A 20,356-nucleotide genomic window follows, 5' to 3' on the forward strand; every position below is an offset into this window, starting at 1 on the left:
GCATGACCGTCCACCCGCTGCACAGCACCCAGGGCTCCTACGTTCGTCGCGACGGACGCTGGGACGACCTCGAGCGACTGCGCACGACCAGCCCGATGTACGACGCCGTCATCGAGGAGATCGACGGCCGCCGCATCCGGGTGGGCAGTCACTGGCTGACCGACTGGGCCTCGTGCAACTACCTCGGCTTCGACCTGGAGCCGGAGATCATGGACGCCGTCGACCCGTACATCCGCACCTGGGGCACGCACCCCAGCTGGTCGCGGCTGCTGGGCAACTCCCGGCCGTACATCGACATCGAGGAGCGCCTCACCGAGCTGCTCGGCGCCCCGGACACCCTGCTGCTGCCGACGATCACGCACATCCACATGTCGGTGATCCCGATCCTGGCCGGCGACGGCACCATCTTCCTCGACTCGCAGTCGCACAAGACCATCTACGACGGCTGCATGTACGCCAAGGGCCTCGGCGCCACGGTCCAGCGCTTCAAGGCCGGCGACCCCGAGCACCTGGCCGAGCTGCTGGCCAAGGCCCCGGCCGGCAAGGCGAAGCTCGTGGCGATGGACGGCGTCAACAGCATGACCGGTCTCGCGCCCGACCTGGCCCGCTTCGCCGAGGTCTGCCGCCGGTACGACGCGCTGCTCTACGTCGACGAGGCGCACGGCTTCGGCGTCATCGGCGAGCGGCGGCCCGACGAGACCTCGCCGTACGGCTCGCGGGGCAACGCGATCGTGAAGTACGCGGGCGAGACCTACGACAACATCGTGCTCGTCGGCGGCTTCTCGAAGTCCTACTCGTCGCTCATGGCGTTCCTGGCCCTGCCGACGTGGCTCAAGAACCACCTCAAGGTCGCCGCTCCGCCGTACCTGTACTCGGGCCCGTCCCCGACGGCCTCGCTGGCCACGGTCATGGCCGGCCTCGACGTCAACGAGAAGCGGGGCGACGAGATCCGCGCGGACCTGTACCGCAAGACCATGCGCGTGCTCGACCACGTGCGCGCGCTCGGCGTCTACACCCCGAACTCCGGCACCACGCCGATCATCGAGCTGCCGCTGGCCCCGGGCGAGGACATCGCCCAGGTCGGGCAGTTCCTGTGGGACCGCGAGACCTACGTGACCCTGGCCGCCTACCCGCTCGTCCCGCGCGACCAGGTCGGCTTCCGCGTCCAGGTCACCGCGGCCAACACCGACGCCGAGATCGACCAGCTCAACGGCGTCATCACCGAGCTCGCCCACGCCGGCCGCCTGCTGCGGACGGACGTGAACGCCCTCGGGAACGCGGCTTGAAGCACGTCTTCGAGGCCCGGCACCGCGCCAAGCGGGAGCTTCCGGCGCTGCTGATCCCGCTGCGGGTCCGGGACTTCCGGCTCCTGTGGACGGGCATGAGCGGCTCGCTGATCGGCGACGGGATCCTCCTCGTCGCGATGGCCTGGCAGGTGTACGCACTGTCGGACGCCCCGGCGGCGATGTCCGTCGTCGGGTTCGCCCTGACCCTGCCCCAGGTCGCCACGCTGCTGTTCGGCGGGGTGGTCAGCGACCGGTTCGACCGGCGGAAGATCATGCTGGCGACCGACGTGGTGCGGGGCTCGGTGCTGACGGTGCTCGCGGTGCTCAGCCTCACCGGCGTCGTGCAGGTGTGGCACATCGTGGCGCTGGTCGCGGTCTACGGGGCGGCGTCGGGCTTCTTCGGCCCGGCGTTCGACGGGCTCGTGCCCACCCTGGTCGACGAGGAGGAGCTGGTCCAGGCCAACGCCCTGGACCAGTTCGTCCGGCCCGCGGCCCTGCAGATGGCCGGCCCGTCCCTCGGCGGCGTGCTCATCGCCGTCGGCGGCAGCGGGCTGGCCTTCGCGGTGGACGCCGCCACGTTCGCGGTCTCGGCGGCCTGCCTGATGCTGATGCGCTCCCGCCCCGCGGCCGCACCGGTCTCGGACGAGCCCGCGGCGTCGGTGTGGGAGGAGTTCAAGGCCGGCATGCACTACGTGCGCGGCAACGTGTGGCTCTGGGGCACCTTCCTCGCCGCGACGTTCGCCTACCTGCTCTTCATCGGCCCGACCGAGGTGCTGCTGCCGCTCGTGGTCAAGCACGAGCTGCACGGTACCGCCGGCGACCTGGGCCTGATCCTGGCCAGCGGCGGCATCGGCGCCGTCGCGGCGGCCCTGATCGTCGGGCAGCGCGGGGTGCCGCAGGAGTACATGCGCTTCATCTACGTCACCTGGACGCTGGCGACCCTCGCGGTGGCGGGCTACGGGCTGGCCACGGCGTCGTGGCAGCTCGCCATCTCGTGCGCGCTCGTCAACGGCCTGGAGGCGGCCGGCACGATCGCGTGGGCGACCGCGAAGCAGCGGCTCGTCCCGGAGGAGCTGATGGGCCGCGTGAGCTCGGTCGACTGGTTCATCTCGATCGCACTGGTACCGCTGAGCTACGCCATGGCCGCACCCGTCGCGACCGCGATCGGCGTGCAGAACACCCTCATCGGCGCGGGTGTGCTCGGGGCCGCGGTGACCCTCGCGTTCCTCTACCTGCCGGGCATGCGCTCGCCCAAGCAGCTGGTGGTGCCGTCATGAGCGACGTGGTCGAGCTGGTGGACCGGCTGGGGCAGGCCTTTCTCGCCCGCGATCTGGAAGGCGCGCTCGCCTGCTTCGTGCCCGACGACGACATCACGTACGTCGGCTCCGAGGCCGGCGAGTGCGCGACCGGCCGCGACGCCGTGCGGGAGCTCCTCGCGGGGCTCTTCGCACGGCCCGCGGCCTACACCTGGCAGGCGACGTCGGCGACGGTGCACACCCTGCCGGGCGGCGCCTTCGTCATCGCCGAGGCCGACGGCGCCGAGCACGGGCCTGACGGGTCAGTCGAGCCGTTCCCGTACCGCATCACGGGCCTGCTCTCCCGCCGCAACTCGGGCGCCTGGCTGTGGCGCGCGGTCCAGGGCTCGGAGCCGACGTAAGGAACCGCTCGAGTCCCGAAATGTCGGGCGCTGCGCGCCGCGACATTTCGGACTTATGACCTGGCGGGCGAAAAATGCGATAAGTCGCGGCGCGGAGCGCCCGACTTATCGGTTCACATCTGAGCACGAGGACTCGTGCGGCAGGAGTGGCCGCAGGCCCACCTCCCAGCGCGCGCCGCCCGACACCCAGGGCGTGCGCGCGTTGGCGCTCCTCGCCGCCGCGAGCACCGGTGCGGCGTCGGCCGTCACGCACCGCACGTTCAGGTTGCCCACGGGATCGCCCGGCAGCGGGGCCGCGCCGGGCCAGTCGACCGGCGGCGGGTCCGTGGGCAGGCCGTCCTCCCGCGGCTGCCACTGGTGCCCGACGGCGGCGACCAGGCTCGGCTCGAAGGCGACGGGCTCGCCCAGGTCCAGCTCGCGCAGGTAGCGCACCAGTTCCACCAGCGGCTTGCGGGCCTGGTGCTGGGCCGCGCTCAGGCCGTCGTCGCCGAGGCCGAGGGCGGGCGCGTCCGACGTGACCAGGCCCGTGCCGGTGCGCACGGTGATGATCGTCGTCCCGGCATCCATGATCTGCGGGGTGCCGAGGTCCGCGCCGTTGCCGACGCCGGCCTTGACGGCCCGCTCGGCCAGCTTGCGCACGGTCTCGGGGCTCGCGTGGCGCACCTGCACGTTCGGCAGGGCCGGGCCCGGGTACATCTCCGTGACCGGGCCCGCGGTGATGACCCTTCCGTCGCCGTACACGCTGATCTCCGGCACCTGGGTCACCAGCATCTCGACCGGCAGCATGCCGCCGGAGCTGCGCACCTGCAGGACGAGATCGTCCGGGGCGTAGGCGGTGGGCGGCTCTGCGATGGTGGACGGCGAGCCGCAGGCGGCCGCGAGGAGCGCGGTCGCCAGGATCAGGCGCGAAGGCTTCATGGCGGTTGGACGCGGGCGGCGGCCGGACGGTTCCCGCGTCCAACTAACAGTGTTAGTTTATGGGCATGCGAACCGTGTACTTTGCCGCCGCCCGGCGCACACCGATCGGGAGGCTGCGTGGGGCGCTCTCCCACGTGCGGCCCGACGACCTCGCGGCGGCCGTGGTCAGGGAGCTGGTGTCGGGCATCGACCCGGCCCGCGTCGACGAGGTCTACTGGGGCGCGGCCAACCAGGCCGGCGAGGACAACCGGAACGTGGCGCGGATGGCGGTATTGCTGGCGGGCCTGCCCGACAGCGTGCCCGGCGCGACCGTCAACCGGCTCTGCGCCTCGGGGATGGAGGCGGTCACCATCGCCGCCCGCACCATCGCCGCGGGCGAGGCCGACGTGGTCGTGGCCGGCGGGTCGGAGTCGATGAGCCGGGCGCCGTTCGTGCTGCCGCGGCCGGACGAGGCGCTGCCGCACGCGATGGCCGTCTCCGACACCCGGCTCGGCTGGCGCCTGGTCAATCCGCGCATGCGGGAGCTGCACGGGCTGCTGAGCATGGGCGAGACGGCCGAGGAGGTCGCGGCGCGGCACGGCATCGGCCGCGACCGCCAGGACGCGTTCGCGCTGCGCAGCCACCAGCGGGCGGCCGAGGCGACCGCGAACGGGCACTTCGCGGCCGAGCTGCTGCCGGTCGACGGGGTCGGCGCCGACGAGGGCATCCGGGCCGACACGAGCCTGGAGAAGCTGGCCAAGCTCAAGCCGGTCTTCCGCGACGGCGGCACGGTGACCGCCGGCAACTCCTCGCCGCTCAACGACGGCGCGGCCGGGCTGCTGCTGGTCAGCGAGGACGCGCTGCGCGAGTTCGGCCTGGAGCCGCTGGGCCGCTACGTGGCCGGGGCGTCGGCGGGCGTGCACCCCGACGTGATGGGTATCGGGCCGGTGCCGGCGACCCGCAAGGCGCTCGCCCGGGCCGGCTGGTCCGTCGGCGACGTCGAGCAGGCCGAGCTCAACGAGGCCTTCGCGGCGCAGGTGCTCGCGTGCGCCGACCAGCTCGGGCTCGATCCGGAGCTGATCAACCCGGACGGCGGCGCGATCGCGCTCGGGCACCCGCTGGGCTGCTCCGGCGCGCGGATCCTCACGACGCTGCTGCACCGGATGCGGCGCACGGGCGACTCCCGCGGGCTGGCGACGATGTGTGTCGGTGTGGGGCAGGGCTCCGCGGTACTGGTGGAAAGGATCTGAGCATGCGATTCGAGGGCAGGACGGCTGTCGTCACCGGCGGGGCCCAGGGCATCGGGGCGGCCACCGCGGCGCTGCTGCGCGAGCAGGGCGCGAACGTGGTGGTGCTCGACCTCAAGGCCGCCGACGGGGTCGTGGCGTGCGACGTGACCGACAAGGCGCAGGTCGACGAGGTGTTCGCGGGCATCGGCCGGATCGACATCCTGGTCAACAACGCCGGCATCACGCGGGACAACCTGCTGTTCAAGATGCCGTTCGACGAGTGGTCGGCAGTACTCAACACCAACCTGACCAGCATGTTCCTGTGCTGTCAGGCGGCGCAGAAGGTGATGGTTCCCCAGCGGTACGGCCGGATCGTCAACCTCAGCAGCCGCTCGGCCCTGGGCAACCGCGGCCAGGCGAACTACGCCGCGGCGAAGGCGGGCGTGCAGGGGCTCACCGCGACGCTGGCGATCGAGCTGGGGCCGTACGACATCACCGTGAACGCGGTGGCGCCGGGCTACATCGCGACCCCGATGACCGCGGCCACGGCCGAGCGCGTCGGCAGCACCGCCGAGGAGCACCAGGCGATGGTGGCCGAGCGCACGCCGCTGCGCCGGGTCGGCCGGCCCGAGGAGGTCGCCGCCGTCATCGCGTTCCTGGCCAGCGACGAGGCCTCCTACGTCTCCGGCCAGACCCTCTACGTCAACGGCGGCGCCCGCTAGCTACTTCAGGGTGAGGTCGACCTCGGCGACGTCGCCGGCCTGCCGGTCCTTGTGGTCGCCGAGGTCGACCAGCCGCAGCTTGTACGTGCCCGGCTGGTCGATCTTCACCTGGAACGCGAGGTCGGTGCCGACCGCCTTCTGCCCGCTGGACAGGGCCTCGTTCGGCGCCGTGTCCGGGCCGAGCTCGGAGTTGTCCGGCGTGCCCAGGCGGAAGTGCTCCTGCCCGACGTACTCCGAGGATTTCCCGTTGTACTGGATGTCGACCTTGCACATCACCACGCGGTAGCCCTTCTTCGCCTGCCCGTTGTAGTCGAAGAAGCCGCCGCGCAGGTCGCACGTGGTGAACGTGGCGGTCACGTCCCGCACGGTCACCTTCTGGTCCTTGATCAGGTTGACCGGCTCGTACGCGTTGACGTCCCCGCTCGCCAGCGAGATCTTGGGCTGCTCGCGGTCGGCCGCGCCGAAGATGAGCTCGCCGGTGGCGATGCTGACCTTCAGCGGGTCGTAGATGCCGAAGTCCAGGGTGTAGTTGCTCTTCTGGCCGCCCGCCACCGTGGTGCTCTCCTCGAACTGGCCCGTGTACTGCTGCCCGCCGACGTTGAAGACCGTCGGCAGATAGGGCCGCTCGTTGTCCGGGCCGAGGTTCTCGATCACGAGCTCGGCCGAGAGCTTCGGCGTGCTGTCGGTCTTGGCGTCGTACGTCACCTTGGCCACGGTGACCTTGAACTGGGCGTACCAGATCGTCTTGTTCACGTCGACGGTCTGCGTGGCCGCGCCCGGCTTCGCGTTCGCGGTCGGGGCCGCCCCGCCGCCGTTGTCCGTCCCGGTGCCGCCGTTGCCGCGACTGCCGTTGCCGGCCGTGGCGGTGCGGTCCGTGTCCGGCTTGTCGTCGCTGACCGCGTTCCAGGCGACCGCGCCGCCGACGCCGAGCAGCAGCACGGCGCCGACCACGATGAGCACGAGCAGGCCGGTCTTGCTCCCGCCGCCCGGGCGCGGCGGCGCGACGGGCTGGAACGGCGGCGCGACCGGGGGCGGTGCCCCGAACACCGCGGTGGGATTGGGCGGCGCGCTCGTGGGCGGGGACGTCGGCGTGGCGGAGGACTGGAACGCCGCCGGCGACACCGGGTTCGGCGGCCCGGACATGGGTGCCGTGGGCATGGGGGTGGTCGGCAGGCCCGAGACCGGGACAGGAATCGGGGCCGGGCCGGAGATGGGCGCGTTCGGCGGGGCCATCATCGGCGGGCGGGGCCCGGCCGGCGGCGGCGGCCCCTGCGGGAAGGGCGCGGGCCGCGAGGGCATCGCGGCCAGCACGCTGCCGAGGGCGACGACGAGCTCGGGCTGTTCGATGATCGTCGGGGCGACCCCGAGCCGCTGGTGCAGCAGCGTGGAGACCATCGGGATGCGGCTGGAGCCGCCGACGAGGAACAGCCCGCCGATCTGGTCGATGCGCACCCCGGCCCGCTGCAGGGTGCTCGCCGTGAGGTCGACGGTGCGCTGCAGGTAGGAGCGGGACAGCTGCTCGAACTCCGAGCGGGTGACGTGGATGTCGGTCTCGAACAGCGGCAGGTGCACACTCGCCGTCGAGGCGCGGGAGAGCTGCTCCTTGGCCGCGCGCACGTCCTCGCGCAGCAGGTGGTGCCGGCGGCGGGCGGCGTCGTCGGCGGGCTCGACCAGCTGGCGCCAGCGGTCCGGGTCGGTGGCGGTGAGCGACTGGCCCAGGTGTCCGATGATCGCCGCGTCGAGGTCGACCCCGCCGACGTCGGGCAGGCCGTCGCTGGCCAGCACGTCCCAGCCGCCGTCGGGCCGGCGCCGCAGGATCGTGGTGTCGAAGGTGCCGCCGCCGAAGTCGTACACCACCAGGACCCCGCCGGGCACGATGGTGCGCCCGAGGATGCTGGTGAAGTACGCGGCGGCCGCGATCGGCTCCGGCACGAGGATCGGCGACGGCATGCCGGCCCGGGCCGCGGCGTCGGCGAGCACCGAGCGGCGGTGGGTGGCCCAGTTCGCCGGGTAGGTCAGCACGGTGCGCACCGGCATGACCCCCAGCACCCGGGACGCCTCGTCCGCGGTGCGCCGCAGCAGCGCGGCGAGCAGGTCGGACACCGCGTACTCGCGCTGCCCCAGCAGCACCGTGCCGTCATCGACCCGGCGCTTCGGGTTGGGCTCGAAGCGGGAGGGATCGAGCCGGGCACTGCGCTCGGCATCCCGGCCGACGAGCAGGTGCCCGTCGACCTCGGCGTACACCGACGACGGCAGCAGGAAGCTGGCGTCGAACAGCAGCGGCTGGCTGCGACCGTCGGCGGCGGTCAGCGCGGCGACCGTGTGCGTGGTGCCCAGGTCGATGCCCAGCTGCGACTCGATATGCCTCGTCACGCCGTCACGGTAACGCCTGCCATCAACGCCGTCCGTTGGCGGCCGCCCTCGCCTCCTCCTCCGTGTGCACGAGGGGGGTGTCGACCAGGTGCTCGGCGAGGAACCAGGCCTGCAGCTCGTTGCGGCGGATGACGTCGGAGACCAGCAGGTCGTTGGTGCCGTCGTCGCCCTGCTCCATGACCCGCCCCGCGGCGTCGTGGCATTCCTGGAGGATCATCTCGTGCGCCTCGAGCAGGCGCGACAGCATCGCCGGGACCTCTTCGGCACCGTCCGGCGGCCGCGGTACCCGGGTCAGCTCGGCCACGTGCCGGGGGTCCCCGACGGCGATGCCGCCCAGCGTCTGGACCCGCTCGGCGAGGGTGTCGACGAGCTCGAGCTGCTCCTCGGCGTGCTTGTCGAGCAGCAGGTGCAGCTGGTAGAAGGTCGGGCCGCGCATGAGCCAGTGGTGCTTCTTGTAGAGCGAGTAGAGGATCTGGGTGTCGGCGAGCACCTGGTTGAGCCGCTCGCAGGAGTACAGGCGGGCGTCGTGGGACAGCGCGACCGGGAACTGGCGCAGCTGGCCGAAGCGCTGGATCTCGCGGCCCTGCTGGTGCAGCCAGGGCTGGCTGCCGCTTTTCTTCTTGGTGGCTGGCTTGGTGGCTGGCATGGAGCGCCCTGTGCCCGGCCGGCGCCGTTCAACCCTCACCCGGCGCGGTGACTCCGCCGCGCGGCGATCGCCCGTCCGGGAAGTGGCGGCACGCGTGCTGTCCGTGTGGGCAGCGTGACCCACGAGGACGCCGTGGCGCGACCGGCATCGGCTGGGCATCGGCTGGCGGATACCGCACAGAGTGCTCCGCCGGTGAGCGCGATCGCCGGCCCGGGAGGGATGATGAGGGTGACGCGGTATGCTCTCCCGCCTGCCCCCATAGGGTGAACGGGATAGGTAAGCTGCGATCCCGACGACGAGTTGAGCGGCTAGAGCTACGGGGGGTGCCGGCCGGATGACACAAGCGCCCGTGTCCGCGCGGGGCAGCGCGACCGCGCCGCCCGCCGGACGACCCGACACCGTGGACCGGCCGCGGCTGCGGCCCCGGCCCGGATACGTCGGCGGGATCCACATCGGGCGCCTGGTGCTGGTCGAGGCCGTCGTGCTGGGCATCGCGGCCGTGCTGCCGCGCGGGCCGATCGTCGCCGGGATCGCCGGAGCCGCCGGCCTGGCCGTCATGCTCGTGGCCCTGCTGCGCAGCCGCGGCCGCTGGTGGCTGGAGCGACGCGCGATGACCCGCGAGCACAACCGCCGCCGCTTCGCCGCGCCCGACCCCGCCCACGAGCCCGACCGCCGCCTGGTCATGCTGCGCACCCTCGCGCCGGGGATGCTGGTCCGCGAGGTGCCCGGCGCCACCGCCGACGGCCCGAAGATCGGCATCGGATGCGACGCCGCCGGGTGGTACGCCGCGGCCGTCCTCGGCACCGAGACGTCCATGCGGGGCGATGCCGAGCCGGGTGTACCGCTGGATCTCCTCGCCCGCGTGCTGGACGAGGCCGAGCACCCCGGCGCGGTCGTGCAGGTCACCACCGTGAGCGTCCCGGCGCCGTGGCAGCGGGTGGACAACACCCAGTTCGCCGCGCGCTCCTACCGCGAGCTGCAGCAGCTGCAGCCCGGCCCCGCCCTGCCCGCCGAGCGCACCACGTGGGTCGCGGTCCGGCTCGAGGCCCGCGCCCGCGCCGAGGTCGGCATGGCCGGCAGCTACGACGCCGAGCACGCGCCCGCGCTCGTCGGCTCGCTGATCCGCAAGGTCGGCCGGCTGCTGCGCGACGCCGGCCTCGAGCACCACATCCTCACCGGCGACGAGCTCACCGACGCCCTCGCCCGGGCCTGCGAGCTCGACCCGGACGCGCCCGGCGAGTCGTGGCGGCCGCAGGAGGACTGGACGCTCTGGCGCTCCGGCGAGCTGGCGCACAACGTCTTCTGGCTCAAGACCTGGCCGCGGCTGGACGACACCTCCGCGCTGCTGGAGCACCTGATCTCGCTGCCGTCCTCGTCGTCGGCGACCTCGCTGACGCTGACCCGCGACGGCGGGGGGCTGGCGCTGCGCTGCCTCGTGCGCGTCTCGGCCCCGGCCGCGGCGCTGGAGGCCTCGGCCGGCGCGGTGACGGAGGCGGCGACCGCGGCGCACGCCGAGCTCGTGCGGCTCGACGGGGAGCACGGGCCGGGGATGTACGCCTGCGCCCCGACCGGGGGCGGTGCGAAGTGAGCCACCCGCAGCAGCCGCCGGAGCCCTACGAGGAGCAGCACGGGCGGCACAGCGCGCCGCCGCCGGAGCAGATCGGGCTGCACCGGGGCGGGGTCGGCCGGGCCCAGGTGCCGCCGGCGGCTCGCGCCGCGCAGTACTCCCCGGAGCAGGCCGCGGCCTACGCGGCTCAGGTCCAGGCCGCTCAGGCCGCTCAGGCCGCTCAAGCTCAGGCGGCCGCCCAAGCACACGCGCAGGCCCAGGCGGCCGCCCAGGCGCAGGCCGCCTACGCCGCGCAGCAGGCGCAGTATGCCCAGGCTCAGGCCGCCGCTCAGGCTCAGGCTCAGGCCGCTCAGGCTGCTCAAGCTCAGGCCGCTGCTCAGGCTGCTCAAGCTCAGGCCGCCGCTCAGGCTGCCCAGGCTCAGGCCGCCCAGCAGGCCCAGTACGCCGCTCAGGCGCGGGCCGCCGTGCCGCAGCAGGCCCAGCCGGTTCGCGAGCACGTGACGACCGAGGTGCGCCCGGCCGCCGCGCCCCCGCAGTTCGACCTCGAGAGCTCCCTGTCGCGCACCGCCGCGCCCAACCTGCCGTGGCAGCAGGCCCAGGCCGCGGCCGGGACGCTCGGGGCCGCCCAGCACCCCGCGCAGGCCCCGGCCCAGGCCCGCCCCGAGGACCTCGCGGTCCGCCGGCAGGGCCCGACCGGGCCGCCGACGAGCACCCCGGCCCCGGCGCGGCGCACCGGCAAGCCGCTCGGGCCGAGCCTGCCCCGGCTGCACGTGGGCTGGCACGACGTGAGCGCGGCGGCGCTGAAGCAGATGCGGGGCGGCACGGGCGCGACGGGCCTGATGCTCGGCGTGGACTACCAGCGCCAGCCGGTGCCGATCCGGCTGTTCCGCCCGGAGCCGACCCGCGTGACCCTGGTCGCCGGGCTCTGGGCGCAGCGGCTCCTGGTGTTCCGGACCCTCGCCCTGGGCGCCCGCGTGATCGTGATGACCGGCGACCCGCGCCCGTGGCAGGGGCTCGGCGAGTGGGCGACCGGGATGAGCGACCGGCTGCTGCTGTGGAACGATCCGCGCCCGCCCACCGCCCCGGCGAGCGCCCGGCAGCCGCTGCTCATCGTGACCGACGTGAGCCAGGTCGGCTTCGGTGCGCGCCCGGAGCTCGGGGCGTGGCAGACGCAGGTGACGGTGGTGCGCAAGCTCGGCGCCGAGCACGCGCACACGCTGCAGGGCTGCAACCTCGTGATGCTGCAGAAGCTCAGCCGCCAGGAGGCCGCGGTGGCGGGCCAGGCGCTGAACCTCACCGAGAGCGGGGCCGGCCTGCTGCAGGAGATGACCCCGGAGATGCTCGCGCTCATGGGAAGCGGGGCCAACCGGTACGTCTGGCTCTCCCCCACCGGGGTCGAGCAGCAGTATCACGGGCCGCCGCAGCGCTGATCACTCGCCGCGCGCGGTGTGCTTCTCGTGCAGGGCCGCCATGAACAGCTTGTACATCTCCGCGAGGGCCTCGGGCGGCAGCTCCACCCCGTTGGTGCCGCCCGGGTTGAGCCGCAGCGCCGGCCGGCCCTCCGGCCCGCTCGTCGCCCCGCCCCTCGGCGCGGCCTGCGACCAGCTCCCGGCGCCGCTGTCGGCCCCGGTCTGCTGCCGACTCCTGGCGCCGCTCTGGGATCCGCTCCCCGCCCAGCCTCCGGCGCCGCTCTGCGACCCGCTCCCCGCCCAGCCTCCGGCACCGCTCTGCGACCCGGTCCGCGGCCGGCTCTGCGGTCCGCTCTCCGGCTCGTTCTCCGGCCAGGCGACCACGATGTCGACGAACGGTACCGAGACCCACTCGCGGTCGCCGACCTCGGCCTGCATGTGCGCCACCGACGTGAAGGCGAAGATGATCTCGCGGCCGTCGACCAGCTCGGCGCGCCACCAGGGGAACTCGGGGTCGGTCACGTCGCGGGAGATGCTCGGCACGATCCGGTCGGTGCGCACGACGGTCCAGTAGGCCGCCTCGGGATCGTCGGGGTCGGGCTGCGGGTTCGCCGCGGCGAGCTCCTCCTCCGTCGGCAGCGGCAGCACCAGGTGCGCCTCGAGGAGGGCGGCCATGTACGCCTCCCGGTCCTCGGCCAGCACCGCCCGGCGCAGCGCGTCGTCCAGCGGCCACCACTCGGGTTCCCACGGCGGCAGGGTCCGCACCGCGTCCGGCGACAGGTACGCCTGCACCGGCAGCCCGGGGTCCACGGCGATGCCCCAGCCGCGCTCCTGGATGGCGTGCACGACCTCGAAGAGCGGGGTGCGGCGCACGGCCTGGACCTCGGGGGGCAGCGCCGGGCCGGACGTCCAGGCCAGCACGTAGGTCGTGCCGCCGGCCGGGGACGTCGCCAGGGTCACCGGCTCGCGCCCGGCGGCCGCGGCGGGGGTGATCGGCAGGTAGAGCGCCTCGTCGGACAGCGCCTTCAGGTAGGCGATCTGGTCACCGGCCGCGACCGCCGCGGCCATGGCCTCCTCGGCCTCGGTCGACGGCCGCCAGTCCCCGCCACCGATCGACGGCCGCGGGTCACCGGCACCGGGCGAGGGCCGCCATTCCCCGCCACCGGTTGAGGGGCGCGGGTCATCGGCACCCGGCGACGGCCGCCAGTCTTCGGCGCCGGGCGAGGGCCGCGGGTCCCCGGCACCGGGCGAGGGGCGCCAGTCCCCGGCGCCGGGCGAGGGCCGGCGGTCCTCGGTGCCGGGCGGGCGCCAGTCCTCGTGTGGGCCGTATGCGCCGGTTGGGCCTGAGTCGTACGACGGCGTCATGACCAGGTGCCGTCGTCGGTGACGCGGGCCGGGAGGCGGCCTCCCAGGAGCGTGGCGATCGCCTCGTCCACGGTCGCGCCGGCGAACCAGTCGGCGGTGTGGTCGAGGACGAAGACGCGGCCGTACTCGTCCACGGCCAGCAGCCCGGCGCCGTCGTCCTGCTCGCCGATCGGCGTGAGCCGGGCCTGGACCAGCTCGCCGAGCTCGGCCAGCGTCGTGGCGGCGTGCAGGCCGCGCAGCGGGTCGAAGACGATGCCGGTGCGGGCGATCTCGGCGCCCTCGCCCGCGGCCCGGACCGTGAGGCCGCCGAACTCGGCGAGCACGGCCAGGGCGGCGGGCACGACGGTGTGCTGCTGCCCGGACGGCGAGGCGTGCGAGGCGAGCGCCAGGCCCCACATGCGTGCTCGGGGCGTCACGTCGCGGCCAGGCTCCCAGCCCGCCTCGCGCAGCGCGGTCTCCACGTCGGGGGCGAAACGCGCCGGGCCGCTCATGACGCACACTCCAGCACCGCGACGCGGACGCGGCCGGTCTCCAGGCCGGGGGCGAACGCGCGGCTCATGACGTGCCCGCCTCGATGCCGAGCCAGTCCAGCAGCGCGGTGCAGGTGCGGCAGGGCCGGGCGGGAGTGCCGTGCACCGGGTCGCCCTCCTCGCGGATGTGCACCAGCGACAGCCGCGCGCCCCAGAGCTCGGCCCGCGCGGCCGCCGGGGTCAGCGGGGTGCCGCCGAGGACGCGCTCGGCCTCGTGCAGGCGGTCGGAGACGAGGACCATCTCCGCGCAGGAGCCCGCGTAGCGCTCCCGCGACTCGACCGGCAGCTCGTGCAGGAACCGCCGGATCAGCGCGTGCAGCTCGGGCGGGGTGTCGCCGCGAACGGAGGTGTGCCGGTAGACCGTGTCGCCCACGAGCAGCGCGCCCGCGGTCAGCGGCAGCCTGCGGCCGGTCGTCGCCCTGGTCGCCATGCCGCACAGCGTAGCCGCCCAAACGCGGACTGACTGCCCATAGGCGGGCGTCGTGGTGAGCGCGGCTGGCTGCGATAATGCGAGGGCACCTTTCGTCTGGAGCACCGGGGGCCGTCATTCGCACACTTCTCGTCTCACCGCAGCAGCGGGGTGCGTACGCCACCATCGGCGACGCGCTCGCCGCGGCCACCGACGACTCGGTGATCGCGGTGGCCCCGGGCAGCTACGCGGAGGCCATCTTCGTCACCGGCAAGCGCCTGAAGCTGGTGAGCTCCGACCCGGCGGGCGGCACCGTGACGCTGGACGCGTCCGCGATCCCCTATCCGGCCGTGAGCGCGCGCAACGCCTCGCTGACGATCGAGGGCTTCACGCTGCTGGCGGCCGACGCGCCCGTGGTCACCGCGCGCGGCACCCAGCTCGCGCTGCACGGCTGCGACCTGACCGCGCGCTTCGGGCCCGGCGTCGACCTGGCCGGCGGCTCGATCGACCTGCGCAAGTGCACGATCACCGGCGCGCAGTACGGCGTGGTGGTCGAGGACGCGCCGGGCACCATCGACGACTGCCAGATCAGCGAGGTCGCCGAGGACGGGATCATCGTGCGCATCGGCGCCGATCCGGTGATCACCGCCACGGTCGTGCGCGGGTGCGGGCGGCGGGGCGTCTACGTGTACCAGTTCGGCAAGCCGACGCTCGAGGGCTGCGAGGTGACCCAGACCGGCGACGCCGGGGTGGTCGTGGCGCACCAGAGCTCGCCGACGATCCGCCGCTGCAAGATCCACGACACCCAGGGCGTCGGCATCTCCGTCGCGCGCGGGTGCGGCGGCGCGATCGAGGAGTGCCAGATCGAGAACACGGGCGTGCCGGCCGTGGACATCGCCGAGGGCGCGACCACGACGCTGATCACCGCCCGGCCCGACGCGGCGCCGCTGACGATCGGCGACGGCGCCCCGGCGGCCGGCGGGGACGCGGCCGCGGTCGAGGCGCTGCTGGGCGACCTGGAGACAATGGTCGGCCTGGCCGGCGTCAAGGACGAGGTCCGGGCGCTCATCGACGAGATCCAGGTCAACGAGTGGCGGCGCAGCGCCGGGCTCTCGGTCGGCGCGATGAGCCACCACCTGGTGTTCGCGGGCGCGCCGGGCACCGGCAAGACCACCGTGGCCCGCATCTACGGCAAGCTGCTCGCCGCGCTGGGCGTGCTGCCGAAGGGCGCGTTCAAGGAGGTCTCGCGGCGCGACCTGGTCGGGCAGTATCTCGGGCACACCGCCGAGAAGACGTCGGCCGCGTTCGAGGAGGCGCGCGGGGGCGTGCTGTTCATCGACGAGGCCTACACGCTGTCGCGCACCATGGGCTCGGGCGGGGACTTCGGCCAGGAGTCGATCGACACCCTGGTGAAGCTCATGGAGGACCACCGGCACGAGATCGCGGTGATCGCGGCCGGGTACACCGCCGAGATGGACGAGTTCATCTCGGCCAACCCGGGTCTCGCGTCCCGGTTCACCAAGACGATCGTCTTCGAGAACTACAGCCCGGAGGAGCTCGTCCGGATCGTGCGCCGGATGTGCGCGGCCGACGACTACCTGCTCGGCGACGACGTGGAGCCGGCGCTGCTGCGCCATTTCGCCGCCGTCGAGCGTGACGCCAACTTCGGCAACGCCCGCGACGCCCGGAAGCTCTTCGAAAGCGTTCGCAAGGCCCAGGCGCAGCGCCTGCGGGTCCTGGGCCGCCGCCCGAGCCTCGACGAGCTGCGCATCCTCGAACTGGCCGACCTCGAAGCGGTCACATGAGCGGTACGGAGCGAAGCGGAGTGGCCGCTCATCAGGCAGCACAGGTACGGCACCGGAGCGAAGCGGAGGTGACGGTATGAACGAGCCGGAGGAGTTCCGGGCGAGCTGGGCGCAGACCTGGCACAACTACAGCAAGCCGTTCCTGCCCACCAACATCGTGGTCGCCCTGCTGATGTTCGTCATCGGCTACATGATCGCCGGCTACGCGGGCATGGTGCTGGGGCCGATCCTGGTGGTCGGCGGGATCACGCTGCTGCACCGGGTGGCGAGCCGCCAGCAGGGCCTGCGGCTGTCCCCGAGCGGCGTGGAGTTCCTGCGCCGCGACGGCAAGGTCGTGCGCATGCGCTGGGCCGACATCCAGAGCGTCGTCGTCATCAACCGCCGCTCCGGCACCGTCATCGCGCCCTACGGCGTGGGCCGGGCCGCGGCCCAGGCGGGCGTCGACATGTTCGCCGACGCCAACACCGGGCCGGGCCTCACGGGCGTCGGCGAGATCCTCGACCACAGCCAGGTCGAGCGGCAGCGGCAGCACGGCGCGGAGTGGGTGCCGTTCGGCGACCCGCTGACCGTGAACATGAGCCTGGCCATGATCGACCGGGGCTGGACGTCGGGACGGATCGGCGACTGGTTCCGCCGCTACCGGCCCGACCTCCTGCCGTAGAGCCGGGAACTGCGATGGAAAGAGGGTGACCAGCCGCGGGCCTGGCAGCGACGGCGCGCAGCGCCGAGCGGTGTCTGGCGGGAGCGACGGTCCGCACCACCGCGGACCCGAGTCAAGCGCTTCAGGAACCGGCCTCGGGCCGCACGCCCGGCAGGTCGACCGGCCAGGGCTTGTTGTCGTCCTTGCCGTTCCAGGCCCGGTAGGTCAGGTGGTCCGGGCCCGGCACGCCGTTGACGTCGCGGAGGGCGACCACCACGGCGTCGACGATCTCGCGGTACTCCGCGCTGGTCGGCGGGTAGGGCACGGACCGGTGCCACCGGTAGCCCTCGCGGCGCATCGGCGGCGCCCAGCCGAGCGACTCGAGGATGCGCGTCCCCTCCGGCGTCGGGGCCTCCTCGACCGCCGGGTCCTGCACGGTCTCCCCGCTGACCTCGGCGAAGGTCTCGTCGAGGTACTGCGCGAACTGCGCGAAGTGCCAGGGCTGCTCGCGATGGCTGATGACGAAGAGGATGCCGTCGCCCATCCGGCCCAGCTCCTTGCGCAGGGCGGCGGCGAACTCGTCCCACGTCGGGGTCGTCGGCGCGGTCACAGGTACTCCTCCTCATCCGGGATCCACTCCCGGGCCTTGAGGTCGATCGGGCGCCACAGCCACAGCTTGACCCCGATCGGCGCGCGGATCAGGTTGATCGCCGAGTCGCCGATGCGCCACTTCAGCTTCGGCAGATTGCCGCCCTCGAGCCCGTAGGGCTTGCCGAACGCGGCATTGATGGCCCGGCCCGCCACCGAGAACGCGTCCTGGCGGAAGTCGCGCCGCTCGTCGGTGTCGCGCCCGCGCATCTGGGTGTGGATCGACGCCGTCACGACCTCGGGCGTGCCGTCGTCGCCGAGGCCGACGCTGCCCTCGCCGAGCCCGTCGCCGGGGTCGGTGAAGAACACCTCGTCGTTGTGCTCGATCTCGGTCCAGCCGAGCTCCTGGATGATCTGCTCGGCCGGGGCGTTGCGCAGCAGCGGCCGCACGGTCATCAGTTTGCGAACCAGCGCGACGACCTCGTCGCCGCTGAGCATCCGCAGGTCGGTCGACATGGGCCTACCTTAGCCAACCGCTCCCCGCGCGACGCGACCCGGCGGGAGCCACGCCGCGCACGAGTGCGGTGAGGGCCTCGTCGATGTCGTGGCCCAGGAACCGCTCGGTCTCGCCGGCGGTGCCGATGCCGTGCTCGGGGTGCAGCACGATCTCGCAGTTCCAGCCGGGCACCGAGCCGAGCGGCAGCAGCGGGCCGCCGAGGCGCCCGGCCGCGGCCGCGAGCCGGTCGGGGTCGCTCGGCGGGCCGTCGGGCAGCAGGTGGAAGGCCGTCACCCGCCAGTCGCGCACGTAGCCGTAGACGGGGTAGGTGAGCCCGCCGAACTCGGCGAGGATCTCCTCGGCCCGCGGGTCCAGCCCCTCGGCGACCGGGATCCGGCGGCCGGGCGTCCAGCCCACGGTGAGCAGCAGGTCGTACACGTCGGGCGGCAGGCGGAACTGCATCGGCGCGGGCGGCTCGAACGGGCCGGGCATGCGCGGCAGCAGCGCCTGATGGGCCTGGCCGCACCGGTCGGCGTGGACCCGCATGGGGAAGTGGGCGCGCTCGGTCATCACGTCGAGCAGGCCCTTGGGCGGGGCGACGCCGTGGTGCTCCAGGTAGTACTCCAGCGCCAGCGGCCAGACCCACTCGCCGTCGGTGCGGTAGCCGCGCGGCACCGCCGGCTCCGCCTGCGGGTCGAGCGCGTCGGCGCCCCTGGTCAGCGGGTCGCGGATGACCCAGGAGCCCCGCCGCAGGTAGCGCAGGACCCGGAAGAAGCGGCGGTCGTTCCCGGCGGTCATCTCGCCCGGCACCAGCTGCCCGCCGGTGTGCTCGCCCAGCACGACGAACTGGAACGGCTCGTCCGACTCGCCGAGACTCATGGCTGTCCCCCATCGAGACGTTCGAGGTCGGCGTGTTCGGCCTGCCAGTCGCGGTACCACGCCTCGAACCAGGGCCGCCCGGCGGCGAGGGGCACGATGGTGGCGACCGTCTCCCGGTAGTACGAGGCCCGCTTGGCCGGGCGCGGGTGCGTGCGCAGCCGCTGGACGTTGCTCACCCGGTCCGCGAGCTTCACGGCGAGCGCGGCGTCGGGCGCGTCGCGCAGGGCGGTCAGGTACGCCTCCCGGTCCCCCTGCTTCGTGACCCACCCGACCAGCTCGGCGACCCGCGGCCCGAAGCGCTCCCGCACCTCGTCGAGCGTCGTCGGGGTGTCCTCGACGACGTCGTGCAGCACCGCGGCGCACAGGGTGTCGGGGTCGCGCTCGCCGACCGCCTCGACCAGCACCTCGAGCGCCTCCAGCAGGTGCTCGGCGTAGGGCTCCCCGGCCGGGCGCCGCTGGTCGCCGTGCCGCTCGGCGGCGAAGGCCACGGCCGCGTCCAGCGTGGCGAGGGTCGTCGGCGGGAGCCGGTCGGCGAAGCGGGCGCGCAGCACGGGCCAGCCCACGGAGCCGTCAAACGTGCGCGGCACCGCCGGCCCCTCCCCGCGCCTCGAACGTGGTGGCGTCCACGACCGGGGAGGCGCCGGTCAGCCGCACCGCGTTGTTGCGCCGGCTCCAGACGGCGGTGATCGTGTACCCGGCCCGCGCGGCCGGCAGCGTGACGTACCCGGGCGACTCCTCGAGGGCCTCGACCGTCCAGCCGCCCGCGTGCAGCGCCGCGGCGACCTGCCCCAGCACCGTGCCGGCGTCGGCGCCGGCGGGCGGGACGGCGAGGTACTCGCAGTCCGTCTGGTACCGCTCCTCGGCGAGCACGACGGAGCCCGGGCCGATCCGGTGCGCCTCGGCCTCCCGCGTGCGCCGCACCCGGGCCCCGGGCACCGCGCCGGCCGCCGCGGCGAGCTGCGCGTCGAGCCACGAGCGGGACTGCTCCAGCCAGCGGCCCATGTCGTCCCAGCCCGCCGGGATCGGCTGGACCTCGGGGCGGGGCCGCACGCCGATCGGCTCGCCGCGCTCGAGGTGCCGCGCGCGCCACTCGGGCCACGAGGGCAGCGGGGATCGCGGGGTCTCGGGTGCTGCCGCCGACGTCTCGAAGTCCGCGATCAGCCGCCGCTCGCCGAGGGCCGCCCGGGCCGCCCCGACGGCGGCGCGCACGGCCTCGTCGTCGGGGTAGTCGCGGCCGTCGACGACGAAGGCGGGCGTCAGGTCGTCGTCGGCCTCGCCCAGCCGGAAGACGTAGAGCGACGCGCGCTCGGTCATGAGCTGTCCTCCAGCTGATCGAGGGCGGCGGCCTCCTCGAACGCCTCGCGAACCGCCTGCGCGTCGGCCGCCGACATGGACACGTAGGGCTTGTAGAGCGAGTTGTGCTCGATGTCGGCCGCGATCGACGCGCGCAGCGTGGTCAGCTGCAGCTCGAACGCGTACTTGTTCCCGTTGACCTCGATGCCGATGCAGAGCGGGATCACCCGGTACTCCGGGCTCTTCGACTTCGGGGAGGCATACATGTTGTCGACCTCCACGATCCGCCCGCCGTCGCCGACGCCGAACTCGTCGACGACCGCCTGCAGGGTCTTCCACAGGCTGCTGGTGTCGGGCACGGTGATCCGCGCGCCGACGGCGTCGATGATATCGCCGACGCGGTACCAGGGGCGGCCGGGCGCGTTCTCGCGGCCCCGGCTCATCCGCCCGACCTTGTCGATGAGGCCCGCGGCGTCCTTGGCCCGGCTGTTGTAGTCGACCGGCCCGTCCGTGGTCTCGCGAATCCGCTGGGCGATGTCCCCCAGGACCCGGTCGACCTCCGGCT

20 protein-coding genes are annotated in these 20,356 nt (G+C 73.8%); 9 read left to right on the plus strand and 11 right to left on the minus strand.

Annotation, left to right across the window (positions count from 1 at the left end; all coding sequences use genetic code 11):
* The first annotated feature begins 2 nt into the window (after nt 1–2).
* From AC6JBM_RS38355 to AC6JBM_RS38365, 3 genes are read left to right on the plus strand one after another with little or no spacing between them, the layout of a single operon-like run.
* Complete coding sequence (locus AC6JBM_RS38355) at nt 3–1,286, plus strand: aminotransferase class I/II-fold pyridoxal phosphate-dependent enzyme (RefSeq protein ID WP_497978770.1); 1,284 nt, start codon at nt 3–5, stop codon at nt 1,284–1,286.
* Entirely contained in the window at nt 1,283–2,563 is a 1,281-nt protein-coding gene (locus AC6JBM_RS38360) for an MFS transporter (protein ID WP_497978771.1), read from the plus strand. The genes AC6JBM_RS38355 and AC6JBM_RS38360 overlap by 4 nt, the downstream gene beginning before the upstream one ends.
* The gene (locus AC6JBM_RS38365) at nt 2,560–2,943 is read left to right on the plus strand and encodes a YybH family protein (protein WP_350611641.1); all 384 of its coding nucleotides are present in this window, start codon (nt 2,560–2,562) and stop codon (nt 2,941–2,943) included. Before AC6JBM_RS38360 ends, AC6JBM_RS38365 begins: the two co-directional genes overlap by 4 nt.
* A 105-nt stretch (nt 2,944–3,048) precedes the next feature.
* On the opposite strand, the gene AC6JBM_RS38370 is transcribed toward AC6JBM_RS38365, so the two are convergent.
* Entirely contained in the window at nt 3,049–3,861 is an 813-nt protein-coding gene (locus AC6JBM_RS38370) for a hypothetical protein (protein WP_497978772.1), read from the minus strand.
* A 65-nt stretch (nt 3,862–3,926) separates the two neighbouring features.
* Here AC6JBM_RS38370 and AC6JBM_RS38375 point away from each other — a divergent pair, with 65 nt between their 5' ends.
* Both AC6JBM_RS38375 and fabG read left to right on the plus strand, forming a co-directional pair.
* The gene (locus AC6JBM_RS38375) at nt 3,927–5,090 is read left to right on the plus strand and encodes a thiolase family protein (protein ID WP_497978773.1); all 1,164 of its coding nucleotides are present in this window, start codon (nt 3,927–3,929) and stop codon (nt 5,088–5,090) included.
* 2 nt (nt 5,091–5,092) lie between these two features.
* A complete protein-coding gene (gene fabG, locus AC6JBM_RS38380) occupies nt 5,093–5,791 on the plus strand; it encodes a 3-oxoacyl-ACP reductase FabG (RefSeq protein ID WP_497978774.1) in 699 nt (232 codons plus the stop codon).
* Here the strand turns inward: fabG and AC6JBM_RS38385 are convergent, their stop codons facing one another.
* On the minus strand, nt 5,792–8,164 hold the full coding sequence (locus tag AC6JBM_RS38385; RefSeq protein ID WP_497978775.1) for an Hsp70 family protein: 2,373 nt from the start codon (nt 8,162–8,164) through the stop codon (nt 5,792–5,794). It lies immediately after the preceding gene.
* 22 nt (nt 8,165–8,186) lie between these two features.
* Nucleotides 8,187–8,810, minus strand: a complete 624-nt coding sequence (locus AC6JBM_RS38390) for a Dps family protein (RefSeq protein ID WP_497978776.1) — start codon at nt 8,808–8,810, stop codon at nt 8,187–8,189.
* 334 nt (nt 8,811–9,144) lie between these two features.
* On the opposite strand from AC6JBM_RS38390, the gene AC6JBM_RS38395 reads away from it, so the two are divergent.
* Together AC6JBM_RS38395 and AC6JBM_RS38400 are read left to right on the plus strand one after the other, a co-directional pair.
* Nucleotides 9,145–10,398 (plus strand): type VII secretion protein EccE, encoded by a 1,254-nt coding sequence (locus tag AC6JBM_RS38395; RefSeq protein ID WP_497978777.1) that lies wholly within the window; start codon nt 9,145–9,147, stop codon nt 10,396–10,398.
* On the plus strand, nt 10,395–11,807 hold the full coding sequence (locus AC6JBM_RS38400) for a hypothetical protein (protein WP_497978778.1): 1,413 nt from the start codon (nt 10,395–10,397) through the stop codon (nt 11,805–11,807). Before AC6JBM_RS38395 ends, AC6JBM_RS38400 begins: the two co-directional genes overlap by 4 nt.
* Here the strand turns inward: AC6JBM_RS38400 and AC6JBM_RS38405 are convergent, their stop codons facing one another.
* From AC6JBM_RS38405 to AC6JBM_RS38415, 3 genes are all read right to left on the minus strand, one after another.
* Nucleotides 11,808–12,854, minus strand: coding sequence for an SseB family protein (locus AC6JBM_RS38405; RefSeq protein ID WP_497978779.1), 1,047 nt, complete (start codon nt 12,852–12,854; stop codon nt 11,808–11,810).
* A gap of 293 nt (nt 12,855–13,147) precedes the next feature.
* Nucleotides 13,148–13,642 carry an SUKH-3 domain-containing protein gene (locus tag AC6JBM_RS38410; RefSeq protein ID WP_497978780.1) on the minus strand — a complete coding sequence of 165 codons (495 nt, stop codon included), beginning with the start codon at nt 13,640–13,642 and terminating at the stop codon, nt 13,148–13,150.
* Nucleotides 13,643–13,706: 64 nt separating this feature from the next.
* Nucleotides 13,707–14,111: a YwqJ-related putative deaminase gene (locus AC6JBM_RS38415; RefSeq protein WP_497978781.1), complete on the minus strand. Its 405-nt coding sequence runs from the start codon at nt 14,109–14,111 to the stop codon at nt 13,707–13,709.
* A 77-nt stretch (nt 14,112–14,188) separates the two neighbouring features.
* Between AC6JBM_RS38415 and AC6JBM_RS38420 the strand changes: the two genes are divergently transcribed.
* Nucleotides 14,189–15,895, plus strand: a complete 1,707-nt coding sequence (locus AC6JBM_RS38420; RefSeq protein ID WP_497978782.1) for a right-handed parallel beta-helix repeat-containing protein — start codon at nt 14,189–14,191, stop codon at nt 15,893–15,895.
* 76 nt (nt 15,896–15,971) lie between these two features.
* Nucleotides 15,972–16,556: a hypothetical protein gene (locus AC6JBM_RS38425; RefSeq protein WP_350611653.1), complete on the plus strand. Its 585-nt coding sequence runs from the start codon at nt 15,972–15,974 to the stop codon at nt 16,554–16,556.
* A 121-nt stretch (nt 16,557–16,677) separates the two neighbouring features.
* On the opposite strand, the gene AC6JBM_RS38430 is transcribed toward AC6JBM_RS38425, so the two are convergent.
* Genes AC6JBM_RS38430 through AC6JBM_RS38450 form a run of 5 tightly spaced genes read right to left on the minus strand, consistent with a single transcriptional unit; the run spans nt 16,678 to nt 19,812 of the window.
* Nucleotides 16,678–17,145 (minus strand): TY-Chap domain-containing protein, encoded by a 468-nt coding sequence (locus AC6JBM_RS38430; RefSeq protein WP_497978783.1) that lies wholly within the window; start codon nt 17,143–17,145, stop codon nt 16,678–16,680.
* Nucleotides 17,142–17,639: a DUF6301 family protein gene (locus AC6JBM_RS38435; RefSeq protein WP_497978784.1), complete on the minus strand. Its 498-nt coding sequence runs from the start codon at nt 17,637–17,639 to the stop codon at nt 17,142–17,144. Before AC6JBM_RS38435 ends, AC6JBM_RS38430 begins: the two co-directional genes overlap by 4 nt.
* A 4-nt stretch (nt 17,640–17,643) precedes the next feature.
* Complete coding sequence (locus tag AC6JBM_RS38440) at nt 17,644–18,498, minus strand: SUKH-3 domain-containing protein (RefSeq protein ID WP_497978785.1); 855 nt, start codon at nt 18,496–18,498, stop codon at nt 17,644–17,646.
* A complete protein-coding gene (locus AC6JBM_RS38445; protein WP_497978786.1) occupies nt 18,495–19,085 on the minus strand; it encodes an HD domain-containing protein in 591 nt (196 codons plus the stop codon). Before AC6JBM_RS38445 ends, AC6JBM_RS38440 begins: the two co-directional genes overlap by 4 nt.
* Complete coding sequence (locus tag AC6JBM_RS38450; protein WP_497978787.1) at nt 19,069–19,812, minus strand: hypothetical protein; 744 nt, start codon at nt 19,810–19,812, stop codon at nt 19,069–19,071. Before AC6JBM_RS38450 ends, AC6JBM_RS38445 begins: the two co-directional genes overlap by 17 nt.
* Between the last annotated feature and the right edge of the window lie 544 nt (nt 19,813–20,356).

It is taken from the genome of Dactylosporangium thailandense (assembly GCF_059739745.1).

Excerpts from the sequence above, each read along its gene's own strand:
- AC6JBM_RS38435 (WP_497978784.1), bottom strand. The coding sequence starts at position 17,639 with ATGTCGACCGACCTGCGGATGCTCAGCGGCGACGAGGTCGTCGCGCTG.
- AC6JBM_RS38440 (WP_497978785.1), bottom strand. The coding sequence starts at position 18,498 with ATGAGTCTCGGCGAGTCGGACGAGCCGTTCCAGTTCGTCGTGCTGGGC.
- AC6JBM_RS38425 (WP_350611653.1), top strand. The coding sequence starts at position 15,972 with ATGAACGAGCCGGAGGAGTTCCGGGCGAGCTGGGCGCAGACCTGGCAC.
- AC6JBM_RS38420 (WP_497978782.1), top strand. The coding sequence starts at position 14,189 with ATGCGAGGGCACCTTTCGTCTGGAGCACCGGGGGCCGTCATTCGCACA.
- AC6JBM_RS38375 (WP_497978773.1), top strand. The coding sequence starts at position 3,927 with ATGCGAACCGTGTACTTTGCCGCCGCCCGGCGCACACCGATCGGGAGG.
- AC6JBM_RS38395 (WP_497978777.1), top strand. The coding sequence starts at position 9,145 with ATGACACAAGCGCCCGTGTCCGCGCGGGGCAGCGCGACCGCGCCGCCC.
- AC6JBM_RS38415 (WP_497978781.1), bottom strand. The coding sequence starts at position 14,111 with ATGGCGACCAGGGCGACGACCGGCCGCAGGCTGCCGCTGACCGCGGGC.
- AC6JBM_RS38450 (WP_497978787.1), bottom strand. The coding sequence starts at position 19,812 with ATGACCGAGCGCGCGTCGCTCTACGTCTTCCGGCTGGGCGAGGCCGAC.
- AC6JBM_RS38370 (WP_497978772.1), bottom strand. The coding sequence starts at position 3,861 with ATGAAGCCTTCGCGCCTGATCCTGGCGACCGCGCTCCTCGCGGCCGCC.
- AC6JBM_RS38390 (WP_497978776.1), bottom strand. The coding sequence starts at position 8,810 with ATGCCAGCCACCAAGCCAGCCACCAAGAAGAAAAGCGGCAGCCAGCCC.
- AC6JBM_RS38410 (WP_497978780.1), bottom strand. The coding sequence starts at position 13,642 with ATGAGCGGCCCGGCGCGTTTCGCCCCCGACGTGGAGACCGCGCTGCGC.
- AC6JBM_RS38365 (WP_350611641.1), top strand. The coding sequence starts at position 2,560 with ATGAGCGACGTGGTCGAGCTGGTGGACCGGCTGGGGCAGGCCTTTCTC.
- AC6JBM_RS38355 (WP_497978770.1), top strand. The coding sequence starts at position 3 with ATGACCGTCCACCCGCTGCACAGCACCCAGGGCTCCTACGTTCGTCGC.
- AC6JBM_RS38405 (WP_497978779.1), bottom strand. The coding sequence starts at position 12,854 with ATGGCCGCGGCGGTCGCGGCCGGTGACCAGATCGCCTACCTGAAGGCG.
- fabG (WP_497978774.1), top strand. The coding sequence starts at position 5,093 with ATGCGATTCGAGGGCAGGACGGCTGTCGTCACCGGCGGGGCCCAGGGC.